We start from the raw sequence: 26998 nt of genomic DNA, 5'->3' as shown, positions 1-26998 counted from the left end.
GCATAATATTCCTTTTAAATGTGTGTGATTTGTGACGCTCCGACGACCACTTCATCATACCCTAGTTCAGCAACGCCTTTATATTTACTCCACAGATGAATCTTGCAGCTTGAACAAGGGTCTAAAATTTGGATCTGTCAACGACTGTTGTCGGGGGGCGGTATCCCTTTTTGGGCCGAGTCATTCGGCAGCCGGAGCATTCGTCGTCATTCGGCACAAGACAATAAAAGCAAGAGTTGTAACAATTAAAAACATCCTTACCGTCAAGGCGGTGGCTATATTTCACAATAATTAATTATGGAAGCGGCTGTGAGTTTGACGCGCTCCTCCAGTTGGTGCATAAATTTTGAGAGTCTGGCAGTTTGCAGGCCACGAGTCGAAACCAGTACATTTCCACCGAAACTCCATGTCGGGAACGGCTGCTAATTTGTAGTGCATCAAACATTTAAGCAGTTGTGCATTTAACTCAGTCTTTTTCAATTCCCCTGTGGAAAGAACCTCAAATTCTCTGGCTTTGGGCCGGAGGAGGAAGATTTTCCCGAGTTCCCCCTAGAAATTTACTGATTCGCGGCGAAGTGTTAAGAGTCCCGAAGCAATCTCACCCGCTCGAAACTATTCCCCTCCTGGTGGCTGCGCGATATTTCTGCCGCCGCGCCCATTGAGTCGGCTTTAAGCTAAAACCCGTTCAACGAACAGGTGAAATTTCCTTCAATTTTTACCGGATTGGTTTCCCCAGACTGCTTTCTGTGCAAGTTATATACCGAACACCTTAATAGAAGATTGCTCGTTGGTATTTGGGGTTTTAAGGGGATTTCGCGCCCGAAAAACAGGGTTTATACCATTTTAGATTTTAGATTTTAGATTAAAGACTTGAAGAATTGGGAATGACTTATTCCATAAGGGTTTGGAGTACGGGCCTAAAGTTGGATTCTTTTTGTAAACTGGTGCGTGCAAGTAGCTGGCAGGGACACCCTTGAACAAGTGCTGCCTCCCCTTGTTGAGGTAAAAGTTAACCCCGGTCGGCAAATGCTTTCGGCAGATTTGCAGCGGCCGCGCTCTAGGTATTTCGATTCACGGCTGTCTTGTTTTTACCTTGACCGCAGACTCGATCGGGGGTTGGTGAATGCAGGGAACAGACTTTACTGTAAAAAAGTAAAGCATTTAATTTGCGACAATAATTCCCCGCGCGATCGCAAGAGAGGCTTACACAAGCATTTGGGCCGCGAGGAGCAAATTGATCGCCCTTCGAGCATCCTTACTTGCACCCCCGGTCTTCAGGCTGCAGAAATTTATCCAGAATCTTAAATATTGAGAATTATTAGTATTGACAGTGAAACAAAGTTAATCTAATGTGTTGTAATTGATATAAGTAAAGTCCAATAAGCGAGGTACGGTCAATGGCAGAAACAGCTACAGCACCCTTAACAGGAAAAGGTCTGCTTCAAAAAATCAAAGGCAGTGATTTGCCGCGCAGAGAACTTGCAAAGCTTTGCGGCTACTTCACAGTCAGCAAAAGTGGAGAAACCCGGATTAATCTGGCTGAGTTTTACGATGCAGTGTTAGCTGCTAAGGGCATTGAGCTAGAGAAGTCGAAAGCAGACGGACGCGGACGAGAAGCGAGTTATCGAGCTAGCGTTCACAAGAATGGCTCGATCGTGATCGGGGCAAATTATACCCAAGAAATGGGATTAAAGCCGGGAGACGAGTTTGAAATTAAGCTCGGATACAAGCACATTCGCTTGATTCAGATCGATGTGGACAGACCGGATGTAGATGTGGATGATGAAGAGGAGGATACAGAAGAATAAAGCCGATGGCGATGCAGTCAGCCTCGGGCAAGGCGACTGGATTTGGCATTCGCTAGACGAGTATTTGCGCGCCACCCTTCGATTGAACTGATGAGCTGTCTTGACTATTTCTATTTTCTCTTGTCCCGCAAAGACTACAGTGCCTCTGAACTTCGCAAAAAGGGGCAAGAGAAAGGTTTTGACAATGAGGAAATATTGGAGGCGATCGCGCAAATTCAAGACCGGGGCTATCAGTCTGACACTCGCTTGGTGGCAAACTCGATCGCCTCTGCAGCAGGCAAATACGGGAAGTCGGCCATCAAGCGCAAGTGCCTGCAAAAAGGAATTACCAGCGATTTGTTCGAGCAAGTCTGGGAAGAAGAAATTGCCGAAAATCAGGACTCCGAAGCAGAAAAACTGGCCGAATTAAAAGCCAAAGTCATGCGCAAATACAAGATCGATACTTTGGGTAAAGCAGATCCGAAAACCAAGGGCAAAGTCTTGAATTATCTGCAATACAGGGGCTTTAATGCCTTTGAAATGTGGCGGCAGTGGCAGGCGGAAGAAGAAGATGAGTAAGTTATAGAACAACCCTCGATCGATGCGGCCCCCAGATAGTCAAGCACAACTGCACTGCTGCCTGAGGCTAAATTGTGATTTCTGAGTTTTTGTAAATGTATGTCAATCCTCAGACTTGACTAAATAAGATTCGTACATCTGCCGGTGTCTGGCTAAAAGCTGGAGATATTTCTCGTTGATTTTGGCCAGCATCCATTTCTCTTGAAAAATGGCCGCGGATTCTGCTTTCACCGGATCTGCTTGTAGCGGCAAAATATCTTTTCGGGCGGCACTTTGTTCTGCAACAGACTTCAGCTTTTGAGGGTTTTGCTGGTATTTTCGACCGCTTTTGTGGTTGGCGTAACGGCGCGATCGAGTATACCCCATCTGCAAGAACTTGCGGGCCATGTCGGCTCCCACAAAATCATCGGCATCGAGATAGTCTAAAAACAAGGAGTAAATTTTGCTGCTGGACTCCCTGGCAATTTCAGGAGTCTTAAATCTCCAGAAAGGCAGAATTTCTCCTTTATATGGTTCCACCAACAGCACTCCCTGTTCTCCTTTCCCTACCCGATAAAGTTCCGGGTGCTGTCGAAAGTCGATGTTCTTAAAATCCGCATGGTAGTCGAACTGCTTCATCGGGCATTTTCTGTTCTATCTGGAACTATAGAAGCCCGGGGTTTACCTTCGTCTGGTTGGGTATAAACCCAAGCCCAAGCAATCAAGACAGCTTGAAAAGGCAGCCTGAACCAATACAGTAATTGGTTGTGGGGAATCCCTTCTATGGGAATGTTGTTGACGGCTTGATTGATATTAGCTGGAAACACGGCAATAAACAAGGCAATTAACCCCCACGCCGCCGCCCTGCTGACAGGAGGAACTAACAGCCCAATTCCGCCCAAAATCTCAAAAAAACCGCTGATATAAACCAAGGCTTCCGGGTAAGGAAGCTGGGGCGGCACAATTCTGATAAAAGGTGCGGGTACTGCAAAGTGCAGCACGCCTACAATACTGATAGCTACTGCGAGGATAACTCGCCAAATTTCTTTTTGACTTTTCATGGGCAATCGGTAATTAATAATTTGTTAAGTTGCTGCGATAATGCTTGCCAAAATTCGCTATCTGCGATCGAGATGACAAGAAAACTGAGGCCCAAAAATTCCAGCTTTCCGGGTTTGTCAACTCTTGCTGGTGGCTGTAACGATTTTATTTCGTAAAAAAACCAGCTTTCTGGGTAACTCCCAGACAAGTTTTCACAGCCCCAAACTGGAGGAAGCGAGAACTGGAATCGAAGGCCTGGGCGTTGACTGCCAAAAACAGCTAGCGCGCATTTTGATAACAAGATTTTAATGTCTAGTTCCCTGCTGCGGCCTCTATCTTCCGGTAGTAAAACGTGATTTTTGGTTGCGGCTCTGGCTTCGTCAGCGGTCAAACCAGCGGGGGATTTTCTCGCTCGACAAATGTACCACAGCTTAATTTTAAATAAATCATCGCGGAAATTGATGAGTGCGATTGCTGCTAAATTTGACCTTGCCTTGCAAGCAATTCGGGAGCATCTCATGTTTGTAAAAACACTTCTTCTGGCTCCTTCCTTCTGCCTCTTTCCTTCTGCCTCGAAGCCTCGGGCCGTTCTGCCTCAAAACTTAGATTTCTACTTTGGCTGCTTTCATTGAGGTGTTCCCGGCGATTTCCTACCCTTCACCGAAGGGACGCGCGTTCGGGATAGCTTCGCTCGCGCTTAGGGATGAGAATTAAATAAAATCCACTTTTCATGACTGTTGTGGGATGGGCGTCCCGCCCGTCCCCGATAGACGGGCTACGAGAGCCCATCCCACAAGAAAAAAGGGAAATTATTTAATTGACGATCCTTACCTTGATGAGACTAATTAATGCGAGTAATTTGTCAATAACTTTTAGAATTATTTAATATTTGCGCTTTGAGAATTATTTGCAGAGGTAATTCGGGAACTCTCTGTAATTAAAATTACCGTCTCTATTTTGGGTTTTGTCAACTGCCCAAAGATGTTACAATGGATCAAATTATAGAATTTGCTAAAAAATCGATCGCCGTAGCAACTGCCAAATCATCCTGCGGGAATTCAAGATTATCACCAACTGCAGGAACTTTTTAGCCACCAGATTATTCAAAAAGATTGAGCCTCCCAGCGCTGTGTCATTTTTATCTACACGCAAGCAATCACCGACGACCATGAATACCTCACTTAACAACTCTAAATTTCGCCTCAACCGGATGCTGCGCCAATCGCTGTTGGCAGGAATCATTTCCGCAGCAGCTTTGGCTAGCGGATGGGCACCCGGTTTGTACGGACAATCCCCAAACCTCGTTTTCGGAGCCACAGCCCAAGCTCAAGAGATTAGCAACGAGGAAATTACTAGCTACGCCCGCGCTGTGTTGGCAATAGAACCCAGACGGGTGGAAGCTTATAACGAAATTAAAAGAATGGCTGGAGGCTCGGTTCCCAGAGTAGTGTGCAACGAAACTCAGGGAATTAACAGGCTGTCTGGAAATTTTCGCGGCATCGCGGTGAATTACTGCCAACAAGCTAAAAAAGTTATCGAAACCAATGGTTTGACAGTTAGTCGCTTCAACCAGCTTACTTTGCTCCAGCAAGCGGATCCGGCAGTAAAACAGCGAATTCAAGCCGAGCTGCTGCGGCTGCAACAAGCGGGCAATCAATAAGCTTGAGGGTTTGAGTCTTTCTTCCTCTCCCGTTCTATTAGACTTCTCCATAAAAGCTTGTTAAGGGCAGGCAGGATGCCTAAGCGCTACCTCCCCCAACAATATATTGGAGATTTAAATTGTTCGAGTTCCTAGACGGTAGGCAAAATTTTTTGAAAAAAAAGCGATCGTCTGCGATGAGTGCTTGACAAAATAACATTAATTTGGTATTTAAGCCAGAACGGGAGCGGTCAGAGAGATGAATATTTTTCAACTGGCTGTAAATTGGAATGAGAAATAGCTAGCGACAACAGGATTAAGACGTTTTTAATTTCTGAAACATGAGCTGAAGATTGGAACTTTTGTCTTCCTTATTTCTTGGGCTCTAAAAAATATATTCCTCAAAAACTCAATGTCAAGTGAATTGCTCTGAGGAATAGAATATAAAAATGCTAACATTCACAAAACATTTACCTGCAAATCCCGATGCTGTTGTCAGCTTTACTTTACCGATGACAGCGGACGATCGCACTCGCAGCCGCCACCGATTCGAGACGGAGACGGGAGAGAGGCTGCACCTGAATTTGCCCAGAGGTACGGTACTGCGCGATCGAGATTTATTGCAGTCGGAAGACGGTAGCTGTTTGGTACTGGTAAGTGCAAAACCCGAACCGGTGCTGACAGCGCGGGCCTCAAGTCCGCTGCTACTGATGCGGGCGGCTTATCATTTAGGAAACCGCCACGTAGCTTTAGAAATTGCCGATAATTATTTAAGACTTTCTCCCGACTCTGTGTTGCAGGGAATGCTAGAAAAAATGGGTTTGGAAGTAACAGAGGAAATTGTGCCGTTTCAGCCGGAAATGGGTGCTTACGGGCACAGCCATTAGATTTTAGATTTTAGATTTTAGATTTTAGATTTACTCCCACCGATGAATCCGAGGGCTGATGACTAAATTGCTTTCGGCAATTCAAGAAGCAAGAAGTCAACAGTCAACAGTCCACAGTCAACAGTCCACAGTGAACAATCAACTTTTATCTTTGTTGCAGCTAGCTTTTGCACCTGTGGGAGCTTATAGTTATTCTGAGGGAATCGAAAGTCTGGTAGAAACCGGTGCGATCGACAGCGAGATTACTTTGAGGAATTGGTTAGAAAATTCACTGCAATTCGGGGCTGTTCGAGTAGAAGCCGCTGTGGTGGTAAGGGCTTTGAGGGCGGCACAGATAGGGGATGTGACGGCTTTGAATTACTGGAATGCTTGGGCGACTGCTGCTAAGGAAACAGAAGAGTTGCGCTTGCAAAGTTGGCAAATGGGGCGGACGTTGGTCAGGTTGCTGCTGGATTTGCGTGAAGCGAAGCTATCCCGCAGGGAATCGCCAGTTGCTTCTGGGTTAACAACAATTGTAAAAGAATTCGTGGAATCTGGCAGCAATCAGTGCAATTTTGCGATCGGCTTTGGCATTGCCGCCGCCAACTGGCAGATTGAAGAGGAAGCCGCCGTGTTAGGATATTTGTACAGTTGGACTGCCAATTTGGCGAGTGCGGGCGTAAAACTGATTCCCCTCGGTCAAACAGCCGGTCAACAGTTACTGTTAGATTTGCAGTCTCAAATTAGCTGCACGGCGCAAGAAGTTTTAAAATTAGAAGATGATGACCTTGGCAGTTGCAGTTGGGGATTAGGACTGGCTAGCATGGCGCACGAAACTCAGTACACTCGGTTGTTTCGCAGTTAAAAATCCCTCAATCCCAAATCCCTCAATCCCAAATCCAAAATCAGAAAATCTAAAATCTAAAATCTAAAATCTAAAATCTAAAATCTAAAATCTAAAATCGCTATGGGTGCTTTTCGTGTAGGAATTGCTGGGCCAGTTGGTTCCGGGAAAACAGCTTTACTAGATGCTTTGTGCAAAGCGCTGCGACAGCAATACCAGATTGCGGTTGTTACTAATGATATCTATACTCAGGAAGATGCCCAGTTTTTGGTTCGGAGTCAAGCTTTGGAGAGCGATCGAATTTTGGGCGTAGAAACGGGAGGCTGTCCCCACACAGCCATCCGCGAAGATGCTTCTATTAACTTAGTAGCTATAGAAGAGTTAGAGCACAAATTCACTGATTTAGATTTAGTGTTCGTCGAAAGCGGCGGCGATAACTTGGCGGCAACGTTTAGCCCGGAGTTAGTAGATTTAACAATTTACGTGATCGATGTCGCTGCGGGCGATAAAATTCCGCGCAAAGGCGGGCCAGGAATTACTAAATCAGATTTATTAGTAATTAATAAAACAGACCTCGCACCTTATGTAGGAGCAGATTTAGGCGTGATGGAACGAGACGCTAAAAAAATGCGAGGCGATAAACCTTTTGTTTTTACTAACTTGAAGACCAAAGAAGGATTAGAATCAGTAGTTAAATTCATCCACTCCCATATCGCGTAAAACCTCAGCCTTCATCTGCCTTCATCTGCCTTCATCTGCGGTTAAAACCCCTAAAAAATATCACCTCACCACCAATTCTTTGACCAAATTAGCCAAACGTTCTGTACTGTCTCTGACTGCTAATTCAGAAGCTGCTTGAGACATTTTTTCCAAATAGTCGGAATCTCTTAACAAATACAACACTTTGCTTTGCAACACATCTGCTGTCAGTTCGCTTTGACGGAATACCACGGCGGCGCCGGCTTTAGCAAATACTTCCGCATTAAATCTTTGGTGGTCGTCAGCGGCGTGAGGAAAAGGAATTAAAATAGAAGGTACCGCCGTCACTGCTAATTCTGTTAGAGCACTCGCGCCCGATCGACTAATGGCTAAATTTGCTCGCTGCAACAAACTCGCCACATTGTCGTAAAATGGCATCGATAAATATTGTTCGTGTTTCAAACTCTCGGCATCCGGGTCATTATTTCCTGTGAGGTGAACCACCCAAGCACCGGCATCAAACCAAGCCGGAGCACACTGCCGCACTAACTGGTTGATTGCCACAGCACCTTGAGAGCCGCCCATGACTAAAATTACAGGTACACTGTCAGGAATTGGCAAATTTAGAGGTTGGCGGGTGAGGAATTGCGATCGCACCGGCGTACCAGCAACCACCGTTTTGGCGCGGGGTAAATGCTGGGCAGCAGCTTCAAATCCGATCGCCACAGCACTACACAAAGGACTAAACCAGCGCGTCACCTTCCCGGGAATTGCATTAGATTCGTGGAGAATCACCGGCAAACCCAAAGAACGGGCCGCCAAAATTGCCGGTGCTGCGATGTAACCGCCAGTAGTAAAAACTCCCTGAAAATTTCCCGCTTTGAGCAACTTCCGCACCTGAAGGATCGAGCCGGCGAGTCCGCCCAAAATTCGCACTGTACCGAGTCCAAATCGCTGCTGAAAGCCTTCAACGGCGATCGTGTGGAGGGGGTAAAGGGATGAAACTAACTGGGTTTCCATGCGGTCTGGGACTCCCAGCCATTCGATCTGACAGTCGTTCAACTGACTAGCGGTGGCGATCGCGGGAAATAAATGTCCACCAGTGCCGCTAGCTGCAACCAACAACCGGAGGGGGGCTTTTGTCAAGGTATTTGTTTCTTTTTTTACAAGTACAAGTTCCACAGGTCGATCAATTTTATATTTGAGGTTTTAGATTATTATGCTTATTATTCCGACAGTTTCAGCCAATTATCAATCAGCAATCTAAAATTAGATTGTGCCGTGTCCGTCCTTCCGCTGTCAGTTTTCGTTGCAGGCGAACAGTTGCCCGCGCCAGGAATCCTGACAAATAACCAAATTATCATCTAATGCGTAATTTTTTGAATTTAGCACCAAGTGTATCTCAGTATTTTTCCACCCGTCGGGACGAAAAAGCCGATCCTCTTCGAGGGCTGCGCCAACGGGCGATCGTTTTTGGCTTTAACTGCGGGCAGTCGATCGCTCAAATCTTGTTATGTTTAACAGTGGTAAGTGCTGGCGTGCTCCATCCTAATGCAGCAAAAGCGATCGGTGCGATCGCGGCGACTCCCCGAACGATCGCCCAAACCCCTGCAAATGCGCCTGCCCCACTCACAAAAGTGCTAACAGAAATTGACGCAGCGGCCAATCGGCGCGATGTCAAAGCAGTCATGGCATTTTACAGCCCGAATTTCACTCATTCTGACGGCTTAAACAGCCAAAGCATGGAAAAAGCCCTCACCCAACTCTGGGATCGATATCCCAGTTTAAATTACCGCACCGAGATCAAATCTTGGAAAACCGAAGGTAGCGCGATTATCGCAGAAACCATAACTACAATTGCCGGCACTCAAAAAAAGGATGGCAGAGAATTAACTCTCAAAGCTACCATCCGTTCCCAGCAGCGCTTTGAAGGTGAAAAAATAGTTAATCAAGAGATTTTAGCAGAACAAACTCAGCTTACTTCTGGCCAAAATCCTCCCACAATTCAAGTGAATGTGCCGGAGCAAGTTAAGGTTGGCCAAGAGTACCATTTTGATGCCATTGTGCGAGAGCCGATCGGCGATGATATTTTAATAGGGACAGTTTTGGAGGAACCCATTACCGAAAAAACCTTTTTTAATCCCTCAGAAGTCGAGCTGGAGTTGCTAAATTCCGGGGGAATTTTTAAGGTAGGTAAAGCTCCGGCTACGCCAGAAAATCGGTGGGTTTCAGCAGTTTTGATGCGACAAGGTGGAATTGCAACAGTTAGTGTGCGATTGCGGGTTGTCAAGTAATAAAATAGGTGTTATGGGTTATACCATTTTCGATTTTCGATTGGGAATGACTTATGAATTAAGCGTTATAATCGCGGGCATACAGTTGGATTTTTCGGGAAAAATGGTATTATTTGGGTAATTTCAGTAGTGGCGGGTTTAATAAAATCTTTAAGACAAATGACAGAAGCCCGTAAACTCGCCAATACCAGAATTACGGTTAATTGACCGAACTTGATTTTATACCAACTCAAAACTAACTTCTTCGCTCGAACCTCGGACTCAAACATCCGTTAAATCCGAAGAAAGCAAATCCGTTGCCGAACTTATTTCTTCTTAAAATTATCCCAGTTACCAAAAGTAATACAACTGTATGAAATATCCAAACCCTTATCTCATTAGTCATTCGCAATTCTCAAATCTAAAATCTAAAATCTAAAATCTAAAATGGTATGATTTCTATCCAAAATCAAATTGTTTTGATTACAGGTGCGAGTAGCGGTATCGGATCGGCCTGTGCCAAGATATTCGCCAAAGGTGGAGCCAAACTAATTTTAGCAGCCCGCCGTCTTGAAAAGCTCGATCGACTGGCAAACGAACTTGTAGAAACAAAATCGATCGCGTCGGCGAACGAGATTTATTTGCTAGAATTGGACGTGCGCGATCGCCCGCAAGTCGAATCTGCGATAGCTGCACTTCCCGATGCCTGGAAAAGCATTGATATTCTAATTAATAATGCGGGATTGAGCCGGGGTTTAGACAAACTGCACGAAGGCAGCTTTCAAGATTGGGAAGAAATGATTGATACCAATGTTAAAGGCTTGCTGTACATGACTCGCTCGATCGTGCCGGGAATGGTAAGCCGAGGCCGCGGCCACGTAGTGAATATCGGCTCAATAGCCGGCCGCCAAACTTATCCGAAAGGCAATGTTTATTGCGCTTCCAAAGCAGCAGTGAGAGCTATTTCTGAAGGGTTGAAACAAGACCTTTTGGGAACACCAGTGCGGGTGACGGAAATAGAGCCTGGTTTGGTGGAAACAGAATTTAGCAATGTCCGGTTTCACGGCGATTCAGAAAAAGCAAAAAATGTCTATCAAGGATTGACACCTCTGACTGCTGACGATGTAGCTGATGTCGTGTATTTTTGCGCGACGCGATCGCCCCATGTCAATATTAGCGAAGTCTTGCTAGTTCCGACAGACCAAGCTAGTGCAACTCTGGTTCACCGAAAAGAGTTGTGAGTTTTTAGTGGTAAGTGTCCGGATTGCGCTCGAATTCTCAGCAAGCTTAATTAGTAGATGCACCCTGATTAATTAACTCCCGACCAATTTTGGCCGGGTTTTTTTTGGCGATCGCCCGCCCTCGCCACAAATTCTCCAAAATTCTGTCAAAGTGTCCTGAAAGAGGTGTTTTGAGGCGGGAGATTAAATTAGTAGATGCACCCTGATTAATTAACTCCCGACCAATTTTGGCCGGTTTTTTTTTGCGGTATCCAGAGTGATGCTGAATAAAGTTTGAGGTTGTCCGGATGGCGTTGGAATTCTCAGGAAGCTTAATTGGTAGATGCACCCTGATTAATTAACTCCCCGCCAATTTTGGTTTGGGGTTTTTTTTGCGGTATCCAGAGTGATGCTGAATAAAGTTTGAGGTTGTCCGGATGGCGCTGGAATTCTCAGGAAGCTTAATTGGTAGATGCACCCTGATTAATTAACTCCCCGCCAATTCTGGTTTGGGGTTTTTTTTTGGCGATCGCGCCCCAAACCACGAATTTTCGCAAATTTTCCCAAACTTTCCGGAACAGGTACACCTCGAACCGGAGACTAAATTAGTAGATGCACCCTGATTAATTAACTCCCGACCAATTTTGGCCGGGTTTTTTTTTCCTATTGCAGCCAAAACCGCAAAATTTCAATACAGCAGATTCCACGTTTATGAAGTACACCCAGATTGCTCTTCTATTGCCGTAGGGAAACGGCACGGCGCCGTGTCCCTACCTCTGTTGTGTACCTCACTAACCTGAAAAGTGCTGTAAATCAAGAATTATCCGCGTTAATCTGCGTGCATCTGCGGTCAAAAATCAAATTTGTCCCGAACCTCGTGCTAGCCGCTGGAAAGTAAATAAAGATGCACCCTGATTAATAAACCCCAGCCAATTTTGGCCGGGGTTTTTTTTTGCTCAAAAGCTGCATTAACCAATTAGGCTAAATCGCCTCAAAAGATTGCACCTCAAGCACTGGGCCGATCATAGCAAAAGTCATCACATCCTTACGCACTTCACCTTTAACACTGACTTTCAAACCAGCTTTTTTCAAGTCAGAAGGAGCATCCTTAAGTTCGTAAGTTTCCCCATCTTCGCCAACCAAAGCCCAAGTACCGGGACCCAATCCTTTGCGTTCAATTACACCTTTGACAGTAATACTCATGCCGATCGCACCTCTGTTTTAATTGCTAAACGCGCCAGTCCGAAACACAGTAAAGCATTGACAATCAAAAATGTTTGTGATAACAAACCTGTGCCCAATCCCCAGACTGCGGGAGACACAAAAGCATTCACCGCTAAACTGCTGGCAAAGCCGATCGAAATTGCGATCGCGATCCACTTCCACTGTTGATGTCCCAACAGTAAAGCAATCAAAATCCCAGGAATTAAAACGCTAGCAAAAAAGGGATTCAGCATACTGCTGCCATTAATTGCGCCGCCGAGTTCGGGAATAGAACTGCCCATCACCCGCATCGGCCACTGCGGCAAGTCAAATACAAACAAGTTCCGCAGGAAAAAGAACCCAGAACTACCAGCCATCAGGCCGCCGGCAAAACCCCAAGTCCACTGGAACGGAAAATAATTCCGCAAAAAGAAAGCCAGCAGGTAAGAACCGAGCACCATGGCAATTTTAGGCAACAGGGCGACTGCACCGCCGTCAATCCAAAAGCGGGGGTTGAGATAGCCGTTATCGCGCAGCCAGCGGAAGAAATCGCGGAAGTTAATTTGTCCGCGCTGGGCTAGCTGAACTGCTGCTGCTGCGTCGAGGTGTCCCGAACCAAAATGGTTTAACGGATCTTCAGCGACAGTTCGCGAGGACTGCAAGAGCACGCTGCGAATTGCGTCTGGTTCTGTGATGCCGGAAGCCTTGACAAGGGCTGCAACGGCTGCAACGTGGGGAGAAGCCATGCTAGTGCCTTGGTAGCCTTCAAAGACTTCGGCGCCGGTTTCCGGGTCGATCGTACTTTGCAGGATCTTGCCCATTTCAGAACCGCCGGGGGCTGAAATGTCAACTCCCGCGCCGAAATTGGAGTAAGAGGCTTTTTCGTCGTCGGGGCCGAGGGCGGAAACGCCGATGACGTGGGGATAACGGGCGGGATAAGAAGCGGAACTCTCGCCGGAGTTGCCGGCGGCTGCGATGATGACAACGCCTTTAGAGTGGGCGTAGTCTATCGCCTCTTCCATTAACTGACTTTCGCCACCGCCGCCTAAACTCATGTTGATGACATCTGCGCCGTTGTCAGCAGCAAATTTAATCGCTTCGGCGATGTCGGAAACCGTGCCGCCACCGCTGCCGCTTAACACTTTTAGCGGCATTAAAGCTGCTTCGTAGGCGATGCCTGCGACGCCGTAATTGTTGTTAGTTGATTGGGCGACTGTACCTGCGACGTGAGTACCGTGGCCGTTGTCATCGTAGGCCTCGGCGCGATCGTTTACAAAGTCGTAGCCCGGTACAAATTTGGTTTCTTTTAAGTCAGCGACTGGAGTAATACCCGTGTCAATTATCGCTACTGTTGTGCCGCTGCCTTTGGTTTCGTTCCAGGCAGATTCTACATTGATGCTGCGGAGATTCCACTGCTTTGTATACATGGGGTCGTTGGGAATCTCGAAAGCGCTGTAGACGTAGTTCGGTTCAATGTATTCGGTATCTTTAGCCAAATTTGATTTTCTCAGGGCCTTTAGCAAAGTGCGATCGCCCTTAACTACATATACATTGTCGCCTGCTGAGAATTCGCTGTTGAGTTGCGGTGCGACTTGGTACTGTTGGGCGATCGCATTTACTTCTTTCGCAATCTCAGCAGCACCCAAATCTTCGCGGAAATCCAGCACAATCGAGTCGTAAGTGCCTTGAGTAGCAAGTCCTGGGAAATTAGAAATCGCCCAGCCGAACCCGATTAAAAATAAGCACAGAAGGAAAAACTTTTTCATGGCCGATCGTCCGTTTAGGGAAGGCTTGTTCCCCACAATAACCCAATTTTCACCGCCAGCGCCAGTTTTCCTTGCTGCGACTTGTGGATATCTCCCACCTGGGCTTTTGGTTGTTTTCGGCAGTGGCTGTTGCTCGAACAAAAATTGCTCTAATTTCTAGTTTAAATTGCAGAGCAAGTTTTAGGAGTTCAATTAATTGTATCATGAGAGAAGATGACAAACAGAACAAGCGAGTATTTTCAACAAGGGTATTGCATGGAAAGAGGTTTAATGTGGCTGCCGCTGCTGGCAATTTTTATTTTTCTGGCTTGGGCTGGATGGAACGAGTATCAAAAGCTGGAAGCGTATCGCGTCTGGGCCGAACAATTCGAAGTAGCCAAGTACGATATTTATGCTGTACTCGGTCAAAAAGAAGACTGTTTAACTTGGGGAAAACCTACTCGCAGCGGGCCTGTGAATTTGCAAACTTTTTCTTTAAAAGACGTGCAGTCGCTGCGGTTGTCAGTCAACTCTCAAGCAGTTGATTTAGAGTCGCCGCCGAATTCTGGAAGTCCAATCGCCCTCGAATTTTTGTTGAAAGATGCCGCTGCGGTGCAGGTTCCTTTTACAGAAATTTCTCTAGCGACTAAATGGGGAAAGCACTTGCAGCAAGAATTGCAGCGCTTTAGGTAAAAACACTCTCCGGTGGGGCAGCGTATCGGGAGCATCTCAATGAAAGCAGCCCAGCTAGAAATTGGAGTTTTGAGGCAGGAGGCAGGAGGAAAGAGTCAGAAGGAAGGAGCCAGAAGAAGTGTTTTTACAAATATGAGATGCTCCCAGCGTATCAGATATGAATTCGGCTACTTGAAGTTTCAAAAGTCTGTAAAACTGGTAGTAGAAATAGAACTTACGCACCAAATCCTTTGAACCGCCATCTATAGGGTAAAGTACCCACGGATCGCCCGGAGGACATGAGTTATTGCAGTAAGTAGTAGGAGTAGTGTTCCCGTGCCTAGCCCGCTAGTGTTCCGTGCGTACCTTACAGTTAAAGTTATTGACCGTAAGCATCCAGGATACAAGCCCCCGGATTCATCCGTCCAGAAATAAAAAACCTGTATCCGATGAAACTTGCCCCCCGAATTTATCTGTGGGGTCAATGCTTTAATCTAAAATCTAAAATCTAAAATCTAAAATCGATTGACCCGCGCGTCCTAAAACAGCTAAATTGCCAGCCCCCAAACCTGCGGAATGCAAACACAAGAATTTTTACAGCGCTATCAACAGGGAGAGCGCAACTTTGGTCACATTGACCTCAGCGGCGCTAGTTTGAGCGGTGTTAACCTGCGAGAAATAGACTTCACTGGTGCTAACTTGACCGGTGCTAATTTGAGCTGGTCTTTTTTGAGCAATGCCAAGTTGATAGGGGCTTGTTTGCGCCGCGCGGACCTCCGCAGTGCGGGGCTGGCTGGGGCGAATCTGAGCGGGGCAAATTTGAGCGGGGCAAATCTTGCTAAAGCGGATTTGCGCCTTGCTTGTTTGGAAGCTGCAGAGCTCAATTGGGCCGCGCTGCCTGAAGCGGATTTGGGCGGTGCTAATCTTCAAAGAGTTAAATCTGACCAAATTAATTTGGCCGGCGCTAAACTCGATGGCGCGAAGTTGATGGCGGCGGAATTGATGGAGGCGAATCTCAACCGCGCCAGTCTTGTGGGTGCTAATTTAACTGGTGCTAATTTGCGGGAAGCGCATTTGGTGGAAGCGAATTTGCGATCGGCAATTTTAATCGGTGTAAATTTGATTGAATCTGACTTGAATGGCGCTCAAATGCGATCGGCAAATCTGACGGGCGCTGACTTGCACCGAGCAGTGCTGGCGGGGGCGGATTTGACTGAGGCGGTGCTGGATAATGCTGATTTGAGTCGAGCTAATCTGGCGGGTTCTTATTTATTGAAAGCTAGTTTTAAGAAGGCGCTTTTGCTGCGAGCTAACCTGCAAGGAGTGTATTTGTTGCGGGCGGATTTGAGCGAAGCTAATTTGCGCAATGCAGATTTGCAAAAAGCTGATTTGAGCGGCGCTTATTTGATGGATGCGATGTTGGGTGAGGCGGATTTAAGAGAAGCTTGTTTGATTGAGTGCCGTTTGATTAGGACGAATTTGGAGGGGGCGCAGCTTACGGGCTGCTGCATTCAAAATTGGCAAGTTCAAGATGTCGATCTGTCGAAAGTTGACTGTCGCTATGTTTTTACTCAGTTTGATTATACTGCGAAAGTTGCGGCAAATCGCTTGCCGGTCGATCGCGATTTTGAGTCTGGGGAATTGGGGCAGCAGCATCAAGAGGAAAGTTCGATTGTGGAGGTGGGTTTTGCTGAACCTCCTAATTGGGAGGCTTTGGTTTTTACGGTGCGTCGGGTGGAGTTGGAAAGCCGCGAACTCAAGTTGAACGTTCAATTTTTTGAGTCTGCTGGAGAACAACATTTACTGCGGCTGAGCGCGAACCGTTTGGTGAATGGCAAGATTTTGGGCGATCGCATATTGGCGCTTTATCCAGATATGCTGGAAAAAGTTTTAGCTAAGGGCGCTGAAATTTTGAGTTTGCTCGACTTGACTGTTGCTAGTAACAGTGGGTCGCCGGAGCCGGGCCAAAAGGAAGTATTGCTCAGAAGACAGGAAATCTACCAGCGAATGGTGCGCCAAATTTCGTTTATTTTGATGTCTCAGACGCCGGATAAATTTTCCGACAGCGTGCAGCGGCTGTTGGATTATTTGAAGCAGCAAGGTATCCCGACAGAGCAGATTCAAAAGAAAGTCATCAGTCAGGCGATCGTGCAGCGGGCCAAGCAAGACCCGGCTTTTCGGGAACAGTTGCTCAGGTGGGAGAAAACGGCTTCGGATCGCGTTCGCTGTTCGATGATGGGGGAAGCGGTGCGGTATGCAATTACCCTTTTGATCGATTATTAACAGTTAATTTTTAACACTTGAAGTCGGAGAGCGGCTAATACCCGCACTTGCTCTTCTGCGTCCGAAACTGCAAGCATCGTGCCGCGTGCCAAGCAAGACCCGGCTTTTCGGGAACAGTTGCTCAGGTGGGAGAAAACAGCTTCGGATTGCGATCGGTATTAGGTAATGGGGGAAGCGGTGCCCTTTGGTGGGAATGAATACACACAAAATCTTACCCATTAAAAATCCTCCCACCGTATCTCGATTTAACTGTCCGGTTGATTAGAATATAGTTCAGTTTCCCCCTTCAAAAGCTTACACAACTCATCCAAATCTCTCTTACTGTGTTCAATCAATTTTTCACCTCGCTCCTCAAGGTACTTAATATTACTGGGACTTACGTTGTCTATTTGATCGTGACCATTATCGCTAGTCAATGGAAGTTGAAAACGATAGTAGTTTCGGTTATTCTCTTTGTCTCTTTTAGTCACCATTAGCTGATTGAGTTGATACGCAACAGATTCGCTTTGACCATCTAGAAAAACGTTAAGTAATGGAAGTGCCCATCCGAGTTGTCCCCAATTTTTTGCGTCTCTATACTTATATTTCTTAGTTAGTGAGCCAGTCCCCAAGGAAACAACAAGGGTATCCTTACGGTGTAGTTCTTCACAAGTCTTTTTCTTGTAAGAAATCATCGCCTCCATCATTGCAAGTGAGGAAGGATTATTGGCCAAAACTCCGCCGTCTACCAAAGCGTAATATCCCTCATCGGTATTATGTCCCGTTTCGAGTTGGTAGGGTGGAAAGAATGTCGGTGCAGCAGAAGTTGCCATTGCTGCCTCCCACATTTTGAATCCGCTACATACTTTGCGGCTATGAATACTCTCGATTTCCTCTGCGTCCCGATTGCTTGTAAAAAAAATCGGTACTCTCAGTTCAATATCATAGCTCGGGATGAAAATTTCTCCTAATGCGTCTTCAACCTTAGCTTCACCTAGAAGCTCCTTTAAAACTTCGAGCCTACCTTGTGGGTTGTGCTTGGGTTGTGCAAAATCATCCCAATTCCCTATAATATACTCATTAAAAATCTTTTGTCCGTATTTCCGATAGAAATTTACAAGTTCGGCAGCGGTATACTCGGGTTCAGTATTGATGCTAGAGTCTGAGTTCTTTCTAGTTAAACCCAGTGCTAAAATTCCTCCAGTTGAAGTGCCTGCAATAAAATCAAACATTGTTGCTATGCGTTTTCCTGTGCGCTCTTCAATGTAGTTGAGAACAATCGCAGGAATAATACCCCGAATCCCACCACCATCAATTGAGAGAATTCTTCTCTTGAATTTAGTACCCATTACACGTACTCCTTTAGATATTGCTTAAATGGTCAACAAAAATGAAACTAAGAACTGGTTGCTCCGGCGCAAACTATCTTTTAGACCAAAGCAAATTCATCTACCATCAAAAGCGGTGATCATCCGGATAACCGCAGCAGATATCAAAAAAGGCGATTGTTTCTGTTTACCAGTCTTGGCTGCACAGCCGGCGACCCGCTAAGGCACGGATTTGCTCGTCGGCGTCGGAAACTGCAAGCGATCGCAACAGCGGCACAACTCCGGGATTTTCCGGATAATGTTCGATAATCGCTTCGAGTGCTGTAAACCTGGGATTGTAAGGAAAAGAACCGTTTTGACTGTCAGCATCGCTCAAAGCTCGATCGCGCAAAAACTCAAACATTCCCGGTTCGTCTTTCCATCCCCGCATTAACTCTACCAGGGCGATCGCCCGCACCTGCGAATCTTCATCCTTTTGAGCTCTACTTTTGAGCCACTCGAAAGTTTGAGACTGATTTGTCCGCGCCCGGGCTAACTTTTGCAAAGCCATTTGCCTGACAGCCGGACTCTCATCGCCCTCTGCTTTCGCCTCCAGCAGCATCCAAGTTTCAGGGTTGTCCGGCCAGTTGTAAGCGAGTTCAAGCAGCGCCGCTGGGCGGACAAGCGCATCGCTAGAATCGAGCTGAATTTTCAGCCAAGGCAAGGTTTCCGGGTCGTCTGGCCACCCCCGCACGATCGCCCGCACCAGCACGCTCAGCAGGTGAGAATCTTGCTCCGACTCGACCAGGCTTTTGAGGAAAGGCAGCGTCTCGCTCCGGTGAGACCAGCGTTTTGCGATCTCTTCCACCGCAGTTTCTCGGACGTTCAGGTGTCTGTCTGACTCGGCGAGATTTTGCAACCAGCCAAAGACTTCGAGACTGGCTGACGGCAGTGCGGCGACTGCTTCCACTACTACTTGCCGCACAGTCCAGTAATCCTCGGAATCAGCTATTTTTTGCAGCAGGGGCAGGGTTTCTGGGTGGTCGGGCCAACCTGCGGCTATCTGTTGTAGGGCTATTTCTCGCAGGTCGGCGTCGCGATCGCCCAATGCTATATTTTTCAAAAAAGTCAGAGTTTCGGGGTTCCCGGGCCAGCCACAGCCAATTGCTTGCACTGCTGAGCGCCGGACGCTCGAACTCCCGTCGGACTCGGCTTTAGTCTTCAGCAGCGGGTAAATGTCTGGTTCGTCGGGCCAGTGCGAGGCCAATTCTTCTAAGGCTGCTGTCCGCACTTCTTTGCTGCTGTCGGATTCGGCTAGGGTTTTCAGCAGCAGGCAAACGTCGGCTGCGGCGGGCCAGCCCGCTGCCAACTCCCGCACCGCTACGGTTCGCAGGATAGAACTTCCTGTTTGGGCAAGGTTTTTGAGCAGGGAAACCGTGCCTAAAAGGCTGCGCCAACCTCTGGCTATTTCTTGCCACGCTGCGACTCGCACTCCCAAATTTTCGTCGGATTCGGCGGCGGTTCTCAGCAGCAGCAAGGTATCTGTGCGATCGGGCCAATTAGAGGCCAACTGTTCGAGTGCTGCGGTGCGGACTGCGGGACTTCGATCGGACTGAGCCAGGGCACTCAGCAGCGGCAAGGTATCGCTCGTGTCGGGCCAACCACAAGCGATTTCTCGGACACAGGTCGATCGCACTGCCCAGCTTCCATCCGATTTGGCGAGGTTTTTGAGCATCAGGTAAATTTCTGGCTGGTCTGGCCAACCGCGGGCTATTGCTCCGACTGCTGTGGCTCGGACTTCGCCGCAGTCACTGGAGTGAGCGAGTATTTTCAGCCAAGGCAGGGTTTGCGGGTCGTTTTTCCAAGTTTGGGCGATCGCCGCGATCGATCGATGGCGAATTTGATAAGTTTCCTGCAATTCTTGAGCGCTTTGATAAAGAATCAGGAAACCCGTGCCGTATTGCGATAACTTTTTTAAAGCGTTTAACAGTTTTTTTTCGGTTTTTTTATTAACATCATTATTAACTTTTAACAGGCATTGCGCTGCTAAAAACAAATTAATAAATTTTTCTTGTTGACCGTTTTGATCTGTAAGATATTCTATTATTTTGGTCGCTGTTTCTTTGTCGAGCTTAGCTGCAATTTCTCTGAGGACTTCGTGCAAAGATTCGTCCCGCCAGTGCTGACCGAAAACTTGTGTGTTGAGTTCGCCCCAAGTCAGTTGACCGATTTTGAGTTGTGCGTGGATTAACTCTGCTACAGTCTGGGGATTATTTTCGGAAACAAGTTTTTTTAACAACATACCGATATCCTGCCCCTCGAGTTTGTTTGCATTAAAAATCCGAAACCAGATCCAGTATTAGTTTAGAGTTTTTTGAGCTTTCCTGGAGCAGGTCGCCGATTAACTCCATTTTATACCACAACTACGGGGTCGCGTCCCAATGCAAAATCCGCCACCACCCATAGAAATGTTAGGTGGTGGCGAATGGCGATCGAACAATTAAGCCGCTGAATCTAGCTAACAGCTACTTGGACGCGATCGGCTGCAACCCGAACCGCAAAAGTAGGAATCTTTACCGTTTCATCGTCCAGACATTGCCCGGTAGTCAGACTAAAGTTTTGCTTGTAAATGGGAGAAGCAACTTTGAGAGTGCCGTTGCGATCCCCCACAAGTCCCCGCGACAACACAAAAGCTTTGCTAAATGGATCGTAATTGCTAAGCGCATAAACTTCATCCCCGTTTCCCACTCGGAAAATCGCCACTTGTTCGCCTTTAACTAAAGCGCAAACTCCCGTATAAGGGGCGATCGCATCTAGAGAACACACATCTACCCAAGTAGTAACAGTATCTGAAACTTGTAATGATTGAACCATCTTCTTTTCCTGTTAGTTTACTTCAATCTCGTTCCCAGTCTCCGGCTGGGAACGTAGGTTTCGAGGCTCTGCCTCGCCTCGTGGAAGGAGGCATAACCTCCCGGAATTCATTCCCAGGCAGAGCCTGGGAATGAGATTCTTGCTCCCTCCCCAGATTCAAGGGGAGGGCTGGGGAGGGGTTATCTTGCTCCCTCCCTTTACCAAGGGGAGGGCTGGGGAGGGGTTATTCCGAAACTCCAGCCAGAGCCTTTTCGTATTCGTAAGGAGGCCGCGTTTGTCCCCGTTCCGCAACGCGAACAATACTCGGATCTGGCAAATCAGAATTCACAAAATGCTGGAATCGCTGCACCTTTTGCGGGTTTTCAATCGTCGTTTTCCACTCGCATTGATAAGTATTTACCAAATGTTCCATCTGCGCTTCTAATTCTGCACAAATGCCGAGAGAATCTTCAACAATTACCTGCTTTAAGTATTCAATTCCGCCCTCAAGCTTGTTCAACCAAGTAGCAGTGCGTTCCAATCTGTCTGCCGTGCGGATGTAGAAAACCAAGAACCGATCGATATACTTAATCAAAGTTTCCTTATCGATATCCGTCGCCAGCAAAACCGCGTGCTGCGGCTTAATGCCACCGTTGCCGCACACGTACAAATTCCAACCATTCTCCGTCGCAATTATCCCAAAATCCTTGCTTTGAGCTTCCGCGCATTCGCGAGTGCAACCAGAGACAGCAGATTTGAGCTTGTGGGGCGATCGCAAACCGCGATACCGCAATTCAACTTCGATCGCCAAACTCGTTGAATCCTGCACCCCAAAGCGGCACCAAGTGCTGCCAACACAAGATTTTACAGTACGCAGAGCCTTACCGTAAGCGTGTCCAGACTCAAATCCCGCATCAATCAACCGACGCCAAATATGGGGCAATTGATCCACCCGAGCCCCAAACAAATCAATCCGTTGCCCTCCAGTAATCTTAGTATAAAGTCCAAAATCTTTGGCAACTTCCCCCAAAACAATCAACTTATCGGGAGTGATTTCTCCCCCCGGTATTCGCGGCACAACTGAATAAGTACCGTCGCGCTGAATGTTTGCCAAAAAGTAATCGTTAGTATCTTGCAAAGCGACGTGAGGCTTCTCTAAAATATGGTCATTCCAAGTAGAAGCCAGCATCGAACCAACAGCAGGCTTGCAAATTTCGCAACCCTTACCTTTGCCGTGTCTTTCAATCAATTCCTCAAAGGTTTTTATTTCTTGAGAGCGCACCAAATGGTACAATTCTTGACGGGAATATTCAAAATGTTCGCAGAGATGATTTTTGACGGCGAACCCAGCTTTTTTCATCTCAGACTTGAAGATATCCGTCACCAAAGGCACGCAGCCACCGCAGCCCGTACCAGCTTGGGTGCATTTCTTGACGCTGGCAACATCGGTTAAATTGCGATCGCGAATCGCTTCACAAATCTGCCCTTTGGTAACATTATTGCACGAACAAATTTGAGCAGAATCCGGCAAACTATCTACTCCAAAGCCGGCCGGTGATCTCCCTTCTCGCGGTGGCATTAACAAATCTTCTGGATGCGGTGGCAGAGCAATTTCATTTTGCATGAATTGCAGCAAAGTGCCGTAAGCCGAAGCATCTCCCACGAGAATTCCGCCTAAAATCCGGCTGCCGTCTTGATTTAAAACTAATTTTTTGTAAATGCCTTGGAAGGTGTCAGCGACAACAATTTCTTTAGCATCGGCAGACTTGGCAAAAGCATCTCCAAAACTAGCGACATCCACCCCCAATAGTTTGAGTTTTGTAGACATATCCGCACCTGTAAAAGTGCTTGTGGGACGGGCATCTTGCCCGTCATCCGCTGCACGGCTCAAAATATCTGCCGCTACGCTTGCCATTGTATACCCAGGCGCAACTAAGCCGTAGATGCGATTTTGATACAGCGCGCATTCTCCGATCGCATAAATGTCAGGATCTGAGGTTTGGCAGCTATCATTAATCACAATGCCACCGCGTTCTCCTACTTCTATACCGCAACTTCTGGCAATTTCGTCGCGGGGGCGAATGCCAGCAGAAAAGACAATCATATCTGTTGCCAATTCCGAACCGTCAGCAAACAGCATTTTAGTAACTTTGCCATCTTCGCTAACAATTTCTGTTGTAGATTTGCTGGTGTGAACCGAAACCCCCAACTCTTCTATTTTGCTGCGGAGAATTGCCCCGCCAATTTCGTCAACTTGCACGGGCATCAGCCGCGATGCAAACTCAACAACGTGAGTTTTTAAGCCCATATTTTGCAGAGCGTTAGCACATTCTAGACCTAACAAACCGCCGCCAATTACTACACCTATTTTGCAATTTTTAGCGTAATCTGACATCGCCTCCAGGTCGTCAATTGTCCGGTAAACAAAAGTCCCTGTAGCGTCTTTGCCTGTAATTGATGGCACAAATGGATAGGAACCGGTGGCCAGAACAATTTTGTCGTAGTGAACTTCTAAACCATTGGCTGAAGAGACTGTTTTTTGTTCGCGATTGATGGCTATTGCTTTGTCGCCGATGTGAATTTGGATGCCGTTTTCGTGATAAAATCCAGGTGCAACTAGAGACAAATCTCCCGCTGTTTTGCCAGAGAAAAATCCGCTGAGGTTTACGCGATCGTAAGCAACGCGCGGTTCTTCACAAAAAGTAATTAAATTCCAGTTTTTGGCAGCATCCGAGCTGACCATTAACTCTAGGAACTTGTGACCTACCATGCCATTGCCGATTACAATGAGGTTTTTTTTGGCTGTCATTAGAATCTCTTTTATCCCGTTTATCAGTCGTTGGGTTTATTAATATAAGACTTTATTGTAATTTTTTGTACTTATAGATACAAAAAATGGATGTTTATGCAATTGTCGAATACTCTCGATTGCATTTTTGCATGATGTCTGCGATCGAGTTATAACATTTTAAATTTTAGATTTTAGATTTGGAATTACCGATCGCATAAGAGTTTGCAGCTTGCCTAAAGTTGCATTGTTTCTTTAAACTCGTGTTAAGTAGGTGCGTCACCGAAGTCTTTTTGATAAAACGATTAACATCTTACTGTGACGCACCTTACAGTTTTCTAATTTTTAATTATTATTTAAGCTCCCATCCCCGAATACTGCTTCAAGCCCTGCCGCCAAAGCCAGCGATTCCACACAAAAAACACCGCACCCCAACCCAACATTACCAGCAAACTGCGGCCTACATCTACGGGCAATCCGATCAAGATTGAAGCGGGAAAATGAATCAAATAAGGAAAAGGGGTCCACAAAACTACTTCGCGCACGGGTGCGGGAAACACTTCTAGCGGCGCGGTAATTCCCGATAAAAACAGGTAAATTAAAGACCAGAATTGTTCGATCGCACTTGCCCTTTCCAGCCAAAAAGCAAACAGCGCAAAAGTATACTGTATCAGAAACCGCAAACAAAAAGTCAAGACGATAACCAACAAAAATAGCAAAAACCTGCCCAAACTCGGCAGCCAAAAAGACTGCGGGTAAAGTGCAAAAAACAGCAGCACCAATCCGAATACAAAAGGCAGCCTCGCAAACCTTTCGGAAACGTGAGATAAGAAGTGGTGCCATACGGGATCTAGAGGCTGCAACAATCTATTAGATAGCCTGCCTTGCACTACTTCTTTTTCAAACTCCCAAATCACCCAAACTACATTTATTTGCCTGACAATGAAAGTGGCTAAAAAATAACGGGTAAAGTCGAGCGAATTCAGCCCGAATTGACCTGTTTCGGCTGCTTGCATCCACACGCCCATCAAGATAAACGGTAAAGCTCCCGACAGCGCCCACAACAACAATTCCGCCCGGTATTCGAGCATATAAGCGTAGTAGGTAACTAGCAAAGTTTGAGCAATTTTGATGAATCGTTTCATGTCAATTTGATTTGTTTAATTGTTCAATATTAAGGTGCGCATTGCGCACCCTACAAGTATAATTTATGCGTGAATTCTGTTACACTTTTCCCGTGCGAAAAACTCGTCCAATTACCTCTTCAATTGGCGGATCGGTAACAGTCAAATCTATCACTTCTAACTCCGCCAAAATTTTCGCCACGCTCACCGTAAGCTCTTCCCTTTTGACCAAAAACCGCACTGATTGTCCCTCGATTGATTCTACCTCCCCGTAAGCAAAAGCGCTATCTTTTGCCAGCGGATTAGCTAATTTTACCTGAACTTCCCGATAAGGTGCAAACCTGTCGAGCAATCCGTCCAAACTGCCATCATAAACTAATTGACCTTCATGGATTAACAAAACGCGCTTGCACAAAGCAGTAATGTCAGCCATGTAGTGGCTCGTCAACAGCACCGTTGCTTGATAGCGCTCGTTATATTCTCGCAGAAATTGCCTGACGCTAAACTGTGCGTTTATATCCAAACCTAAAGTCGGTTCATCTAAAAATAATACCTCCGGCTGGTGCATTAGTGCGGCCATCAATTCAGCTTTCATGCGTTCGCCCAAAGACAGCTTGCGCACCGCCTGATTTAACTTGCCTTCTAGCGACAGCATCTCTGTCAATTCTCCGACTCGCCGCCGATAATCTGTATCGGGAATGCCGTAGACAGCGGCATTGATTCGCAGAGAGTCAAGCACTGGTAAATCCCAAATTAACTGCTGTTTCTGTCCCATCACTAACGTGATTCTTTGCAGAAAATCTGCTTGGCGACGGAAAGGAGTACGATCGCACACTCTCACAGTACCAACAGACGGATAAATCAAACCAGTCAGCATTTTCAGCGTAGTAGTTTTGCCCGCACCGTTAGCACCTAGAAACCCCACCACTTCCCCCGGTTCAATACTGAAAGAAACGCCCTCAACTGCTTTGACATTGCGGTAAGTGCGGTTAAAAAAGTGCCGCACTGTTCCTTTAAGTCCCGGTTCTTTAACGGCTACCGGATAAACTTTGCTCAAGTCTTCAACTAAGATAATTGGCATCGGCTCAAATTTTAACTTTTATTTTAATTTAGGGTATTTCCCTCAGGCTTGTGCCAAAATGAATCGATAGACCTGTCTAGTAGGGTGCGCCAGCGATTGCTCGATCGCGAGTGATAAAGTAACTGTGTTCTGGCACACCCTACTAAGCTGTAGAATATTGCAAAATATCCACGATCGCATCGCACAAACTTTACAAGTATACAACTATGGTACTCACCCCAGATAATTCAGACATCTCTCGTTTGGTAGGAGACAATTCTTCTGAAAATATTACACTTGCACCAGGACAACTTGCTAGTTTTCCTGGGGGACTTTGGATGCTGGGCGGCAATGATACTGTCAGGGGTTCGTCAGATGCAGAACGGATTTTCGGCAACGATGGTAAAGACAGCCTGTTAGGCGGTGTCGGCAGTGATTCTATTTACGGTGGCAAAGATGATGACGATGTGTTAGGAGAAACTGGCGAGGATTTGTTGACAGGAGATAGAAATAGCGATTTCCTTGATGGGGGTGCGGGAAATGATTTGCTGCGCGGTGGACAAGGTGTTGATTTGTTAGTTGGCGGTGAAGGCAACGATACTTTAATTGGCGACAGAGAGGTGGATATTTACAAAGGTGGTGGGGGGAGCGATGTATTTGTTTTGAGAGTCGATCAAGCGGGAAGCAGAGTAGCTGGAATAGAAGTTCCTGACGCGGTAATTGTGGATTTTGATAAGTCTAGCGATTCGATTGGAATTAGTGTGGCATTTACCAGCAGCAATATCTCCTTGGAAGAGGTTAGTTATAGCTTGAACGATCCGAGACTGCTGCTGATCGATCCTGGAACTATAGCGGGGGGAACGAGTTTGTTAGCCAAGGGGGGGATCTCGCGGCAAAGTCTCGATCCCGATGGCAACGGCCGCGTAGAAGCTACTAATATTAGATTCGGTTTTACTAATGCTTTGTTGGGTACTGTGTTGAACGTGACCCCAGCCGATTTAAACGGTCGTTTGATTAATGCTAGTTCTTTGTTTTAATTTTTAGGGTGCTCACTGTG

The 26998-nt window shown here is 46.6% G+C and carries 26 protein-coding genes; 13 read left to right on the top strand and 13 right to left on the bottom strand.

What is annotated here, in order from left to right:
• Window positions 1-291 precede the first annotated feature (291 nt).
• Window positions 292-480, bottom strand: a complete 189-nt coding sequence (locus QUA99_RS14295) for a hypothetical protein (protein WP_333237569.1) — start codon at window positions 478-480, stop codon at window positions 292-294.
• 468 nt (window positions 481-948) lie between these two features.
• Here QUA99_RS14295 and QUA99_RS14290 point away from each other — a divergent pair, with 468 nt between their 5' ends.
• The 3 genes from QUA99_RS14290 (at window position 949) to QUA99_RS14280 (ending at window position 2366) form a co-directional block, all read left to right on the top strand.
• A complete protein-coding gene (locus QUA99_RS14290; RefSeq protein ID WP_333237568.1) occupies window positions 949-1305 on the top strand; it encodes a hypothetical protein in 357 nt (118 codons plus the stop codon).
• 92 nt (window positions 1306-1397) lie between these two features.
• The gene (locus QUA99_RS14285) at window positions 1398-1808 is read left to right on the top strand and encodes an AbrB family transcriptional regulator (protein ID WP_172184952.1); all 411 of its coding nucleotides are present in this window, start codon (window positions 1398-1400) and stop codon (window positions 1806-1808) included.
• A gap of 90 nt (window positions 1809-1898) precedes the next feature.
• Complete coding sequence (locus QUA99_RS14280; protein ID WP_333237565.1) at window positions 1899-2366, top strand: regulatory protein RecX; 468 nt, start codon at window positions 1899-1901, stop codon at window positions 2364-2366.
• Between the two features lie 102 nt (window positions 2367-2468).
• Here QUA99_RS14280 and QUA99_RS14275 read toward each other — a convergent pair whose 3' ends face one another.
• From QUA99_RS14275 to QUA99_RS14265, 3 genes are read right to left on the bottom strand one after another with little or no spacing between them, the layout of a single operon-like run.
• Entirely contained in the window at window positions 2469-2984 is a 516-nt protein-coding gene (locus QUA99_RS14275) for a DUF4385 domain-containing protein (protein ID WP_333237563.1), read from the bottom strand.
• Entirely contained in the window at window positions 2981-3406 is a 426-nt protein-coding gene (locus QUA99_RS14270) for a DoxX family protein (protein WP_015177615.1), read from the bottom strand. Before QUA99_RS14270 ends, QUA99_RS14275 begins: the two co-directional genes overlap by 4 nt.
• Window positions 3403-3906, bottom strand: a complete 504-nt coding sequence (locus QUA99_RS14265; RefSeq protein ID WP_333237560.1) for a hypothetical protein — start codon at window positions 3904-3906, stop codon at window positions 3403-3405. Before QUA99_RS14265 ends, QUA99_RS14270 begins: the two co-directional genes overlap by 4 nt.
• Window positions 3907-4554: 648 nt before the next feature.
• Between QUA99_RS14265 and QUA99_RS14260 the strand changes: the two genes are divergently transcribed.
• The 4 genes from QUA99_RS14260 to ureG all read left to right on the top strand — a co-directional run bounded on the left by QUA99_RS14260 (window position 4555) and on the right by ureG (window position 7455).
• Window positions 4555-5046 (top strand): DUF4168 domain-containing protein, encoded by a 492-nt coding sequence (locus QUA99_RS14260; RefSeq protein ID WP_333237558.1) that lies wholly within the window; start codon window positions 4555-4557, stop codon window positions 5044-5046.
• 428 nt (window positions 5047-5474) lie between these two features.
• Complete coding sequence (ureE, locus tag QUA99_RS14255; RefSeq protein ID WP_333237556.1) at window positions 5475-5912, top strand: urease accessory protein UreE; 438 nt, start codon at window positions 5475-5477, stop codon at window positions 5910-5912.
• Window positions 5913-6042: 130 nt separating this feature from the next.
• Window positions 6043-6756 carry an urease accessory protein UreF gene (locus QUA99_RS14250; RefSeq protein WP_333237574.1) on the top strand — a complete coding sequence of 238 codons (714 nt, stop codon included), beginning with the start codon at window positions 6043-6045 and terminating at the stop codon, window positions 6754-6756.
• Window positions 6757-6858: 102 nt separating this feature from the next.
• Window positions 6859-7455 (top strand): urease accessory protein UreG, encoded by a 597-nt coding sequence (gene ureG / locus QUA99_RS14245; RefSeq protein WP_333237554.1) that lies wholly within the window; start codon window positions 6859-6861, stop codon window positions 7453-7455.
• Between the two features lie 60 nt (window positions 7456-7515).
• Here the strand turns inward: ureG and murG are convergent, their stop codons facing one another.
• Window positions 7516-8580, bottom strand: a complete 1065-nt coding sequence (gene murG, locus QUA99_RS14240; RefSeq protein WP_333237552.1) for an undecaprenyldiphospho-muramoylpentapeptide beta-N-acetylglucosaminyltransferase — start codon at window positions 8578-8580, stop codon at window positions 7516-7518.
• 221 nt (window positions 8581-8801) lie between these two features.
• Between murG and QUA99_RS14235 the strand changes: the two genes are divergently transcribed.
• Both QUA99_RS14235 and QUA99_RS14230 read left to right on the top strand, forming a co-directional pair.
• Window positions 8802-9728: a nuclear transport factor 2 family protein gene (locus QUA99_RS14235; RefSeq protein ID WP_333237550.1), complete on the top strand. Its 927-nt coding sequence runs from the start codon at window positions 8802-8804 to the stop codon at window positions 9726-9728.
• Between the two features lie 431 nt (window positions 9729-10159).
• Entirely contained in the window at window positions 10160-10948 is a 789-nt protein-coding gene (locus QUA99_RS14230; RefSeq protein ID WP_333237548.1) for an SDR family oxidoreductase, read from the top strand.
• Window positions 10949-11908: 960 nt separating this feature from the next.
• Here the strand turns inward: QUA99_RS14230 and QUA99_RS14225 are convergent.
• Together QUA99_RS14225 and QUA99_RS14220 are read right to left on the bottom strand one after the other, a co-directional pair.
• Window positions 11909-12130, bottom strand: a complete 222-nt coding sequence (locus QUA99_RS14225) for a hypothetical protein (protein WP_333035640.1) — start codon at window positions 12128-12130, stop codon at window positions 11909-11911.
• Window positions 12127-13896, bottom strand: a complete 1770-nt coding sequence (locus tag QUA99_RS14220; protein ID WP_333237543.1) for a S8 family peptidase — start codon at window positions 13894-13896, stop codon at window positions 12127-12129. The genes QUA99_RS14225 and QUA99_RS14220 overlap by 4 nt, the downstream gene beginning before the upstream one ends.
• 255 nt (window positions 13897-14151) lie before the next feature.
• Here QUA99_RS14220 and QUA99_RS14215 point away from each other — a divergent pair, with 255 nt between their 5' ends.
• The 3 genes from QUA99_RS14215 (at window position 14152) to QUA99_RS14205 (ending at window position 16830) form a co-directional block, all read left to right on the top strand.
• Window positions 14152-14568, top strand: coding sequence for a hypothetical protein (locus QUA99_RS14215; RefSeq protein WP_333237571.1), 417 nt, complete (start codon window positions 14152-14154; stop codon window positions 14566-14568).
• Window positions 14569-14607: 39 nt separating this feature from the next.
• Window positions 14608-14802 carry a hypothetical protein gene (locus QUA99_RS14210; protein WP_333237540.1) on the top strand — a complete coding sequence of 65 codons (195 nt, stop codon included), beginning with the start codon at window positions 14608-14610 and terminating at the stop codon, window positions 14800-14802.
• 321 nt (window positions 14803-15123) lie between these two features.
• The gene (locus tag QUA99_RS14205) at window positions 15124-16830 is read left to right on the top strand and encodes a pentapeptide repeat-containing protein (protein WP_333237537.1); all 1707 of its coding nucleotides are present in this window, start codon (window positions 15124-15126) and stop codon (window positions 16828-16830) included.
• A 245-nt stretch (window positions 16831-17075) separates the two neighbouring features.
• On the opposite strand, the gene QUA99_RS14200 is transcribed toward QUA99_RS14205, so the two are convergent.
• The 6 genes from QUA99_RS14200 to QUA99_RS14175 form a co-directional block, all read right to left on the bottom strand.
• Window positions 17076-18158 (bottom strand): patatin-like phospholipase family protein, encoded by a 1083-nt coding sequence (locus tag QUA99_RS14200; RefSeq protein WP_333237534.1) that lies wholly within the window; start codon window positions 18156-18158, stop codon window positions 17076-17078.
• Window positions 18159-18324: 166 nt separating this feature from the next.
• Window positions 18325-20418, bottom strand: a complete 2094-nt coding sequence (locus tag QUA99_RS14195; protein ID WP_333237531.1) for a HEAT repeat domain-containing protein — start codon at window positions 20416-20418, stop codon at window positions 18325-18327.
• A gap of 212 nt (window positions 20419-20630) precedes the next feature.
• Complete coding sequence (nirD, locus tag QUA99_RS14190; protein WP_333237529.1) at window positions 20631-20990, bottom strand: nitrite reductase small subunit NirD; 360 nt, start codon at window positions 20988-20990, stop codon at window positions 20631-20633.
• Window positions 20991-21213: 223 nt separating this feature from the next.
• On the bottom strand, window positions 21214-23778 hold the full coding sequence (gene nirB, locus QUA99_RS14185; RefSeq protein WP_333237526.1) for a nitrite reductase large subunit NirB: 2565 nt from the start codon (window positions 23776-23778) through the stop codon (window positions 21214-21216).
• A 335-nt stretch (window positions 23779-24113) separates the two neighbouring features.
• Window positions 24114-24902: an ABC-2 family transporter protein gene (locus QUA99_RS14180; RefSeq protein ID WP_333237523.1), complete on the bottom strand. Its 789-nt coding sequence runs from the start codon at window positions 24900-24902 to the stop codon at window positions 24114-24116.
• A 79-nt stretch (window positions 24903-24981) separates the two neighbouring features.
• The gene (locus QUA99_RS14175) at window positions 24982-25962 is read right to left on the bottom strand and encodes an ATP-binding cassette domain-containing protein (RefSeq protein ID WP_333237520.1); all 981 of its coding nucleotides are present in this window, start codon (window positions 25960-25962) and stop codon (window positions 24982-24984) included.
• A gap of 206 nt (window positions 25963-26168) precedes the next feature.
• On the opposite strand from QUA99_RS14175, the gene QUA99_RS14170 reads away from it, so the two are divergent.
• Entirely contained in the window at window positions 26169-26978 is an 810-nt protein-coding gene (locus QUA99_RS14170; protein WP_333237517.1) for a calcium-binding protein, read from the top strand.
• Window positions 26979-26998 lie beyond the last annotated feature (20 nt).

Origin of the sequence: Microcoleus sp. F10-B2 (genome assembly GCF_036704965.1) — a bacterium.
Taxonomy (GTDB): domain Bacteria; phylum Cyanobacteriota; class Cyanobacteriia; order Cyanobacteriales; family Microcoleaceae; genus Microcoleus.
The sequence above is the reverse complement of the archived record's forward strand: the minus strand, read 5'-3'. Positions and strand labels throughout refer to the sequence as shown.

What these genes read in the sequence shown, in the direction of transcription:
- nirB (WP_333237526.1), bottom strand. Translation starts at nt 23,778, where the DNA reads ATGACAGCCAAAAAAAACCTCATTGTAATCGGCAATGGCATGGTAGGT.
- QUA99_RS14180 (WP_333237523.1), bottom strand. Translation starts at nt 24,902, where the DNA reads ATGAAACGATTCATCAAAATTGCTCAAACTTTGCTAGTTACCTACTAC.
- QUA99_RS14280 (WP_333237565.1), top strand. Translation starts at nt 1,899, where the DNA reads ATGAGCTGTCTTGACTATTTCTATTTTCTCTTGTCCCGCAAAGACTAC.
- QUA99_RS14225 (WP_333035640.1), bottom strand. Translation starts at nt 12,130, where the DNA reads ATGAGTATTACTGTCAAAGGTGTAATTGAACGCAAAGGATTGGGTCCC.
- QUA99_RS14260 (WP_333237558.1), top strand. Translation starts at nt 4,555, where the DNA reads ATGAATACCTCACTTAACAACTCTAAATTTCGCCTCAACCGGATGCTG.
- QUA99_RS14195 (WP_333237531.1), bottom strand. Translation starts at nt 20,418, where the DNA reads ATGTTGTTAAAAAAACTTGTTTCCGAAAATAATCCCCAGACTGTAGCA.
- QUA99_RS14235 (WP_333237550.1), top strand. Translation starts at nt 8,802, where the DNA reads ATGCGTAATTTTTTGAATTTAGCACCAAGTGTATCTCAGTATTTTTCC.
- QUA99_RS14210 (WP_333237540.1), top strand. Translation starts at nt 14,608, where the DNA reads ATGAAAGCAGCCCAGCTAGAAATTGGAGTTTTGAGGCAGGAGGCAGGA.
- QUA99_RS14230 (WP_333237548.1), top strand. Translation starts at nt 10,160, where the DNA reads ATGATTTCTATCCAAAATCAAATTGTTTTGATTACAGGTGCGAGTAGC.
- QUA99_RS14275 (WP_333237563.1), bottom strand. Translation starts at nt 2,984, where the DNA reads ATGAAGCAGTTCGACTACCATGCGGATTTTAAGAACATCGACTTTCGA.
- QUA99_RS14265 (WP_333237560.1), bottom strand. Translation starts at nt 3,906, where the DNA reads ATGAGATGCTCCCGAATTGCTTGCAAGGCAAGGTCAAATTTAGCAGCA.
- QUA99_RS14175 (WP_333237520.1), bottom strand. Translation starts at nt 25,962, where the DNA reads ATGCCAATTATCTTAGTTGAAGACTTGAGCAAAGTTTATCCGGTAGCC.
- QUA99_RS14170 (WP_333237517.1), top strand. Translation starts at nt 26,169, where the DNA reads ATGGTACTCACCCCAGATAATTCAGACATCTCTCGTTTGGTAGGAGAC.
- QUA99_RS14285 (WP_172184952.1), top strand. Translation starts at nt 1,398, where the DNA reads ATGGCAGAAACAGCTACAGCACCCTTAACAGGAAAAGGTCTGCTTCAA.
- ureE (WP_333237556.1), top strand. Translation starts at nt 5,475, where the DNA reads ATGCTAACATTCACAAAACATTTACCTGCAAATCCCGATGCTGTTGTC.
- QUA99_RS14200 (WP_333237534.1), bottom strand. Translation starts at nt 18,158, where the DNA reads ATGGGTACTAAATTCAAGAGAAGAATTCTCTCAATTGATGGTGGTGGG.
- QUA99_RS14205 (WP_333237537.1), top strand. Translation starts at nt 15,124, where the DNA reads ATGCAAACACAAGAATTTTTACAGCGCTATCAACAGGGAGAGCGCAAC.
- nirD (WP_333237529.1), bottom strand. Translation starts at nt 20,990, where the DNA reads ATGGTTCAATCATTACAAGTTTCAGATACTGTTACTACTTGGGTAGAT.
- QUA99_RS14220 (WP_333237543.1), bottom strand. Translation starts at nt 13,896, where the DNA reads ATGAAAAAGTTTTTCCTTCTGTGCTTATTTTTAATCGGGTTCGGCTGG.
- QUA99_RS14270 (WP_015177615.1), bottom strand. Translation starts at nt 3,406, where the DNA reads ATGAAAAGTCAAAAAGAAATTTGGCGAGTTATCCTCGCAGTAGCTATC.
- QUA99_RS14215 (WP_333237571.1), top strand. Translation starts at nt 14,152, where the DNA reads ATGGAAAGAGGTTTAATGTGGCTGCCGCTGCTGGCAATTTTTATTTTT.
- ureG (WP_333237554.1), top strand. Translation starts at nt 6,859, where the DNA reads ATGGGTGCTTTTCGTGTAGGAATTGCTGGGCCAGTTGGTTCCGGGAAA.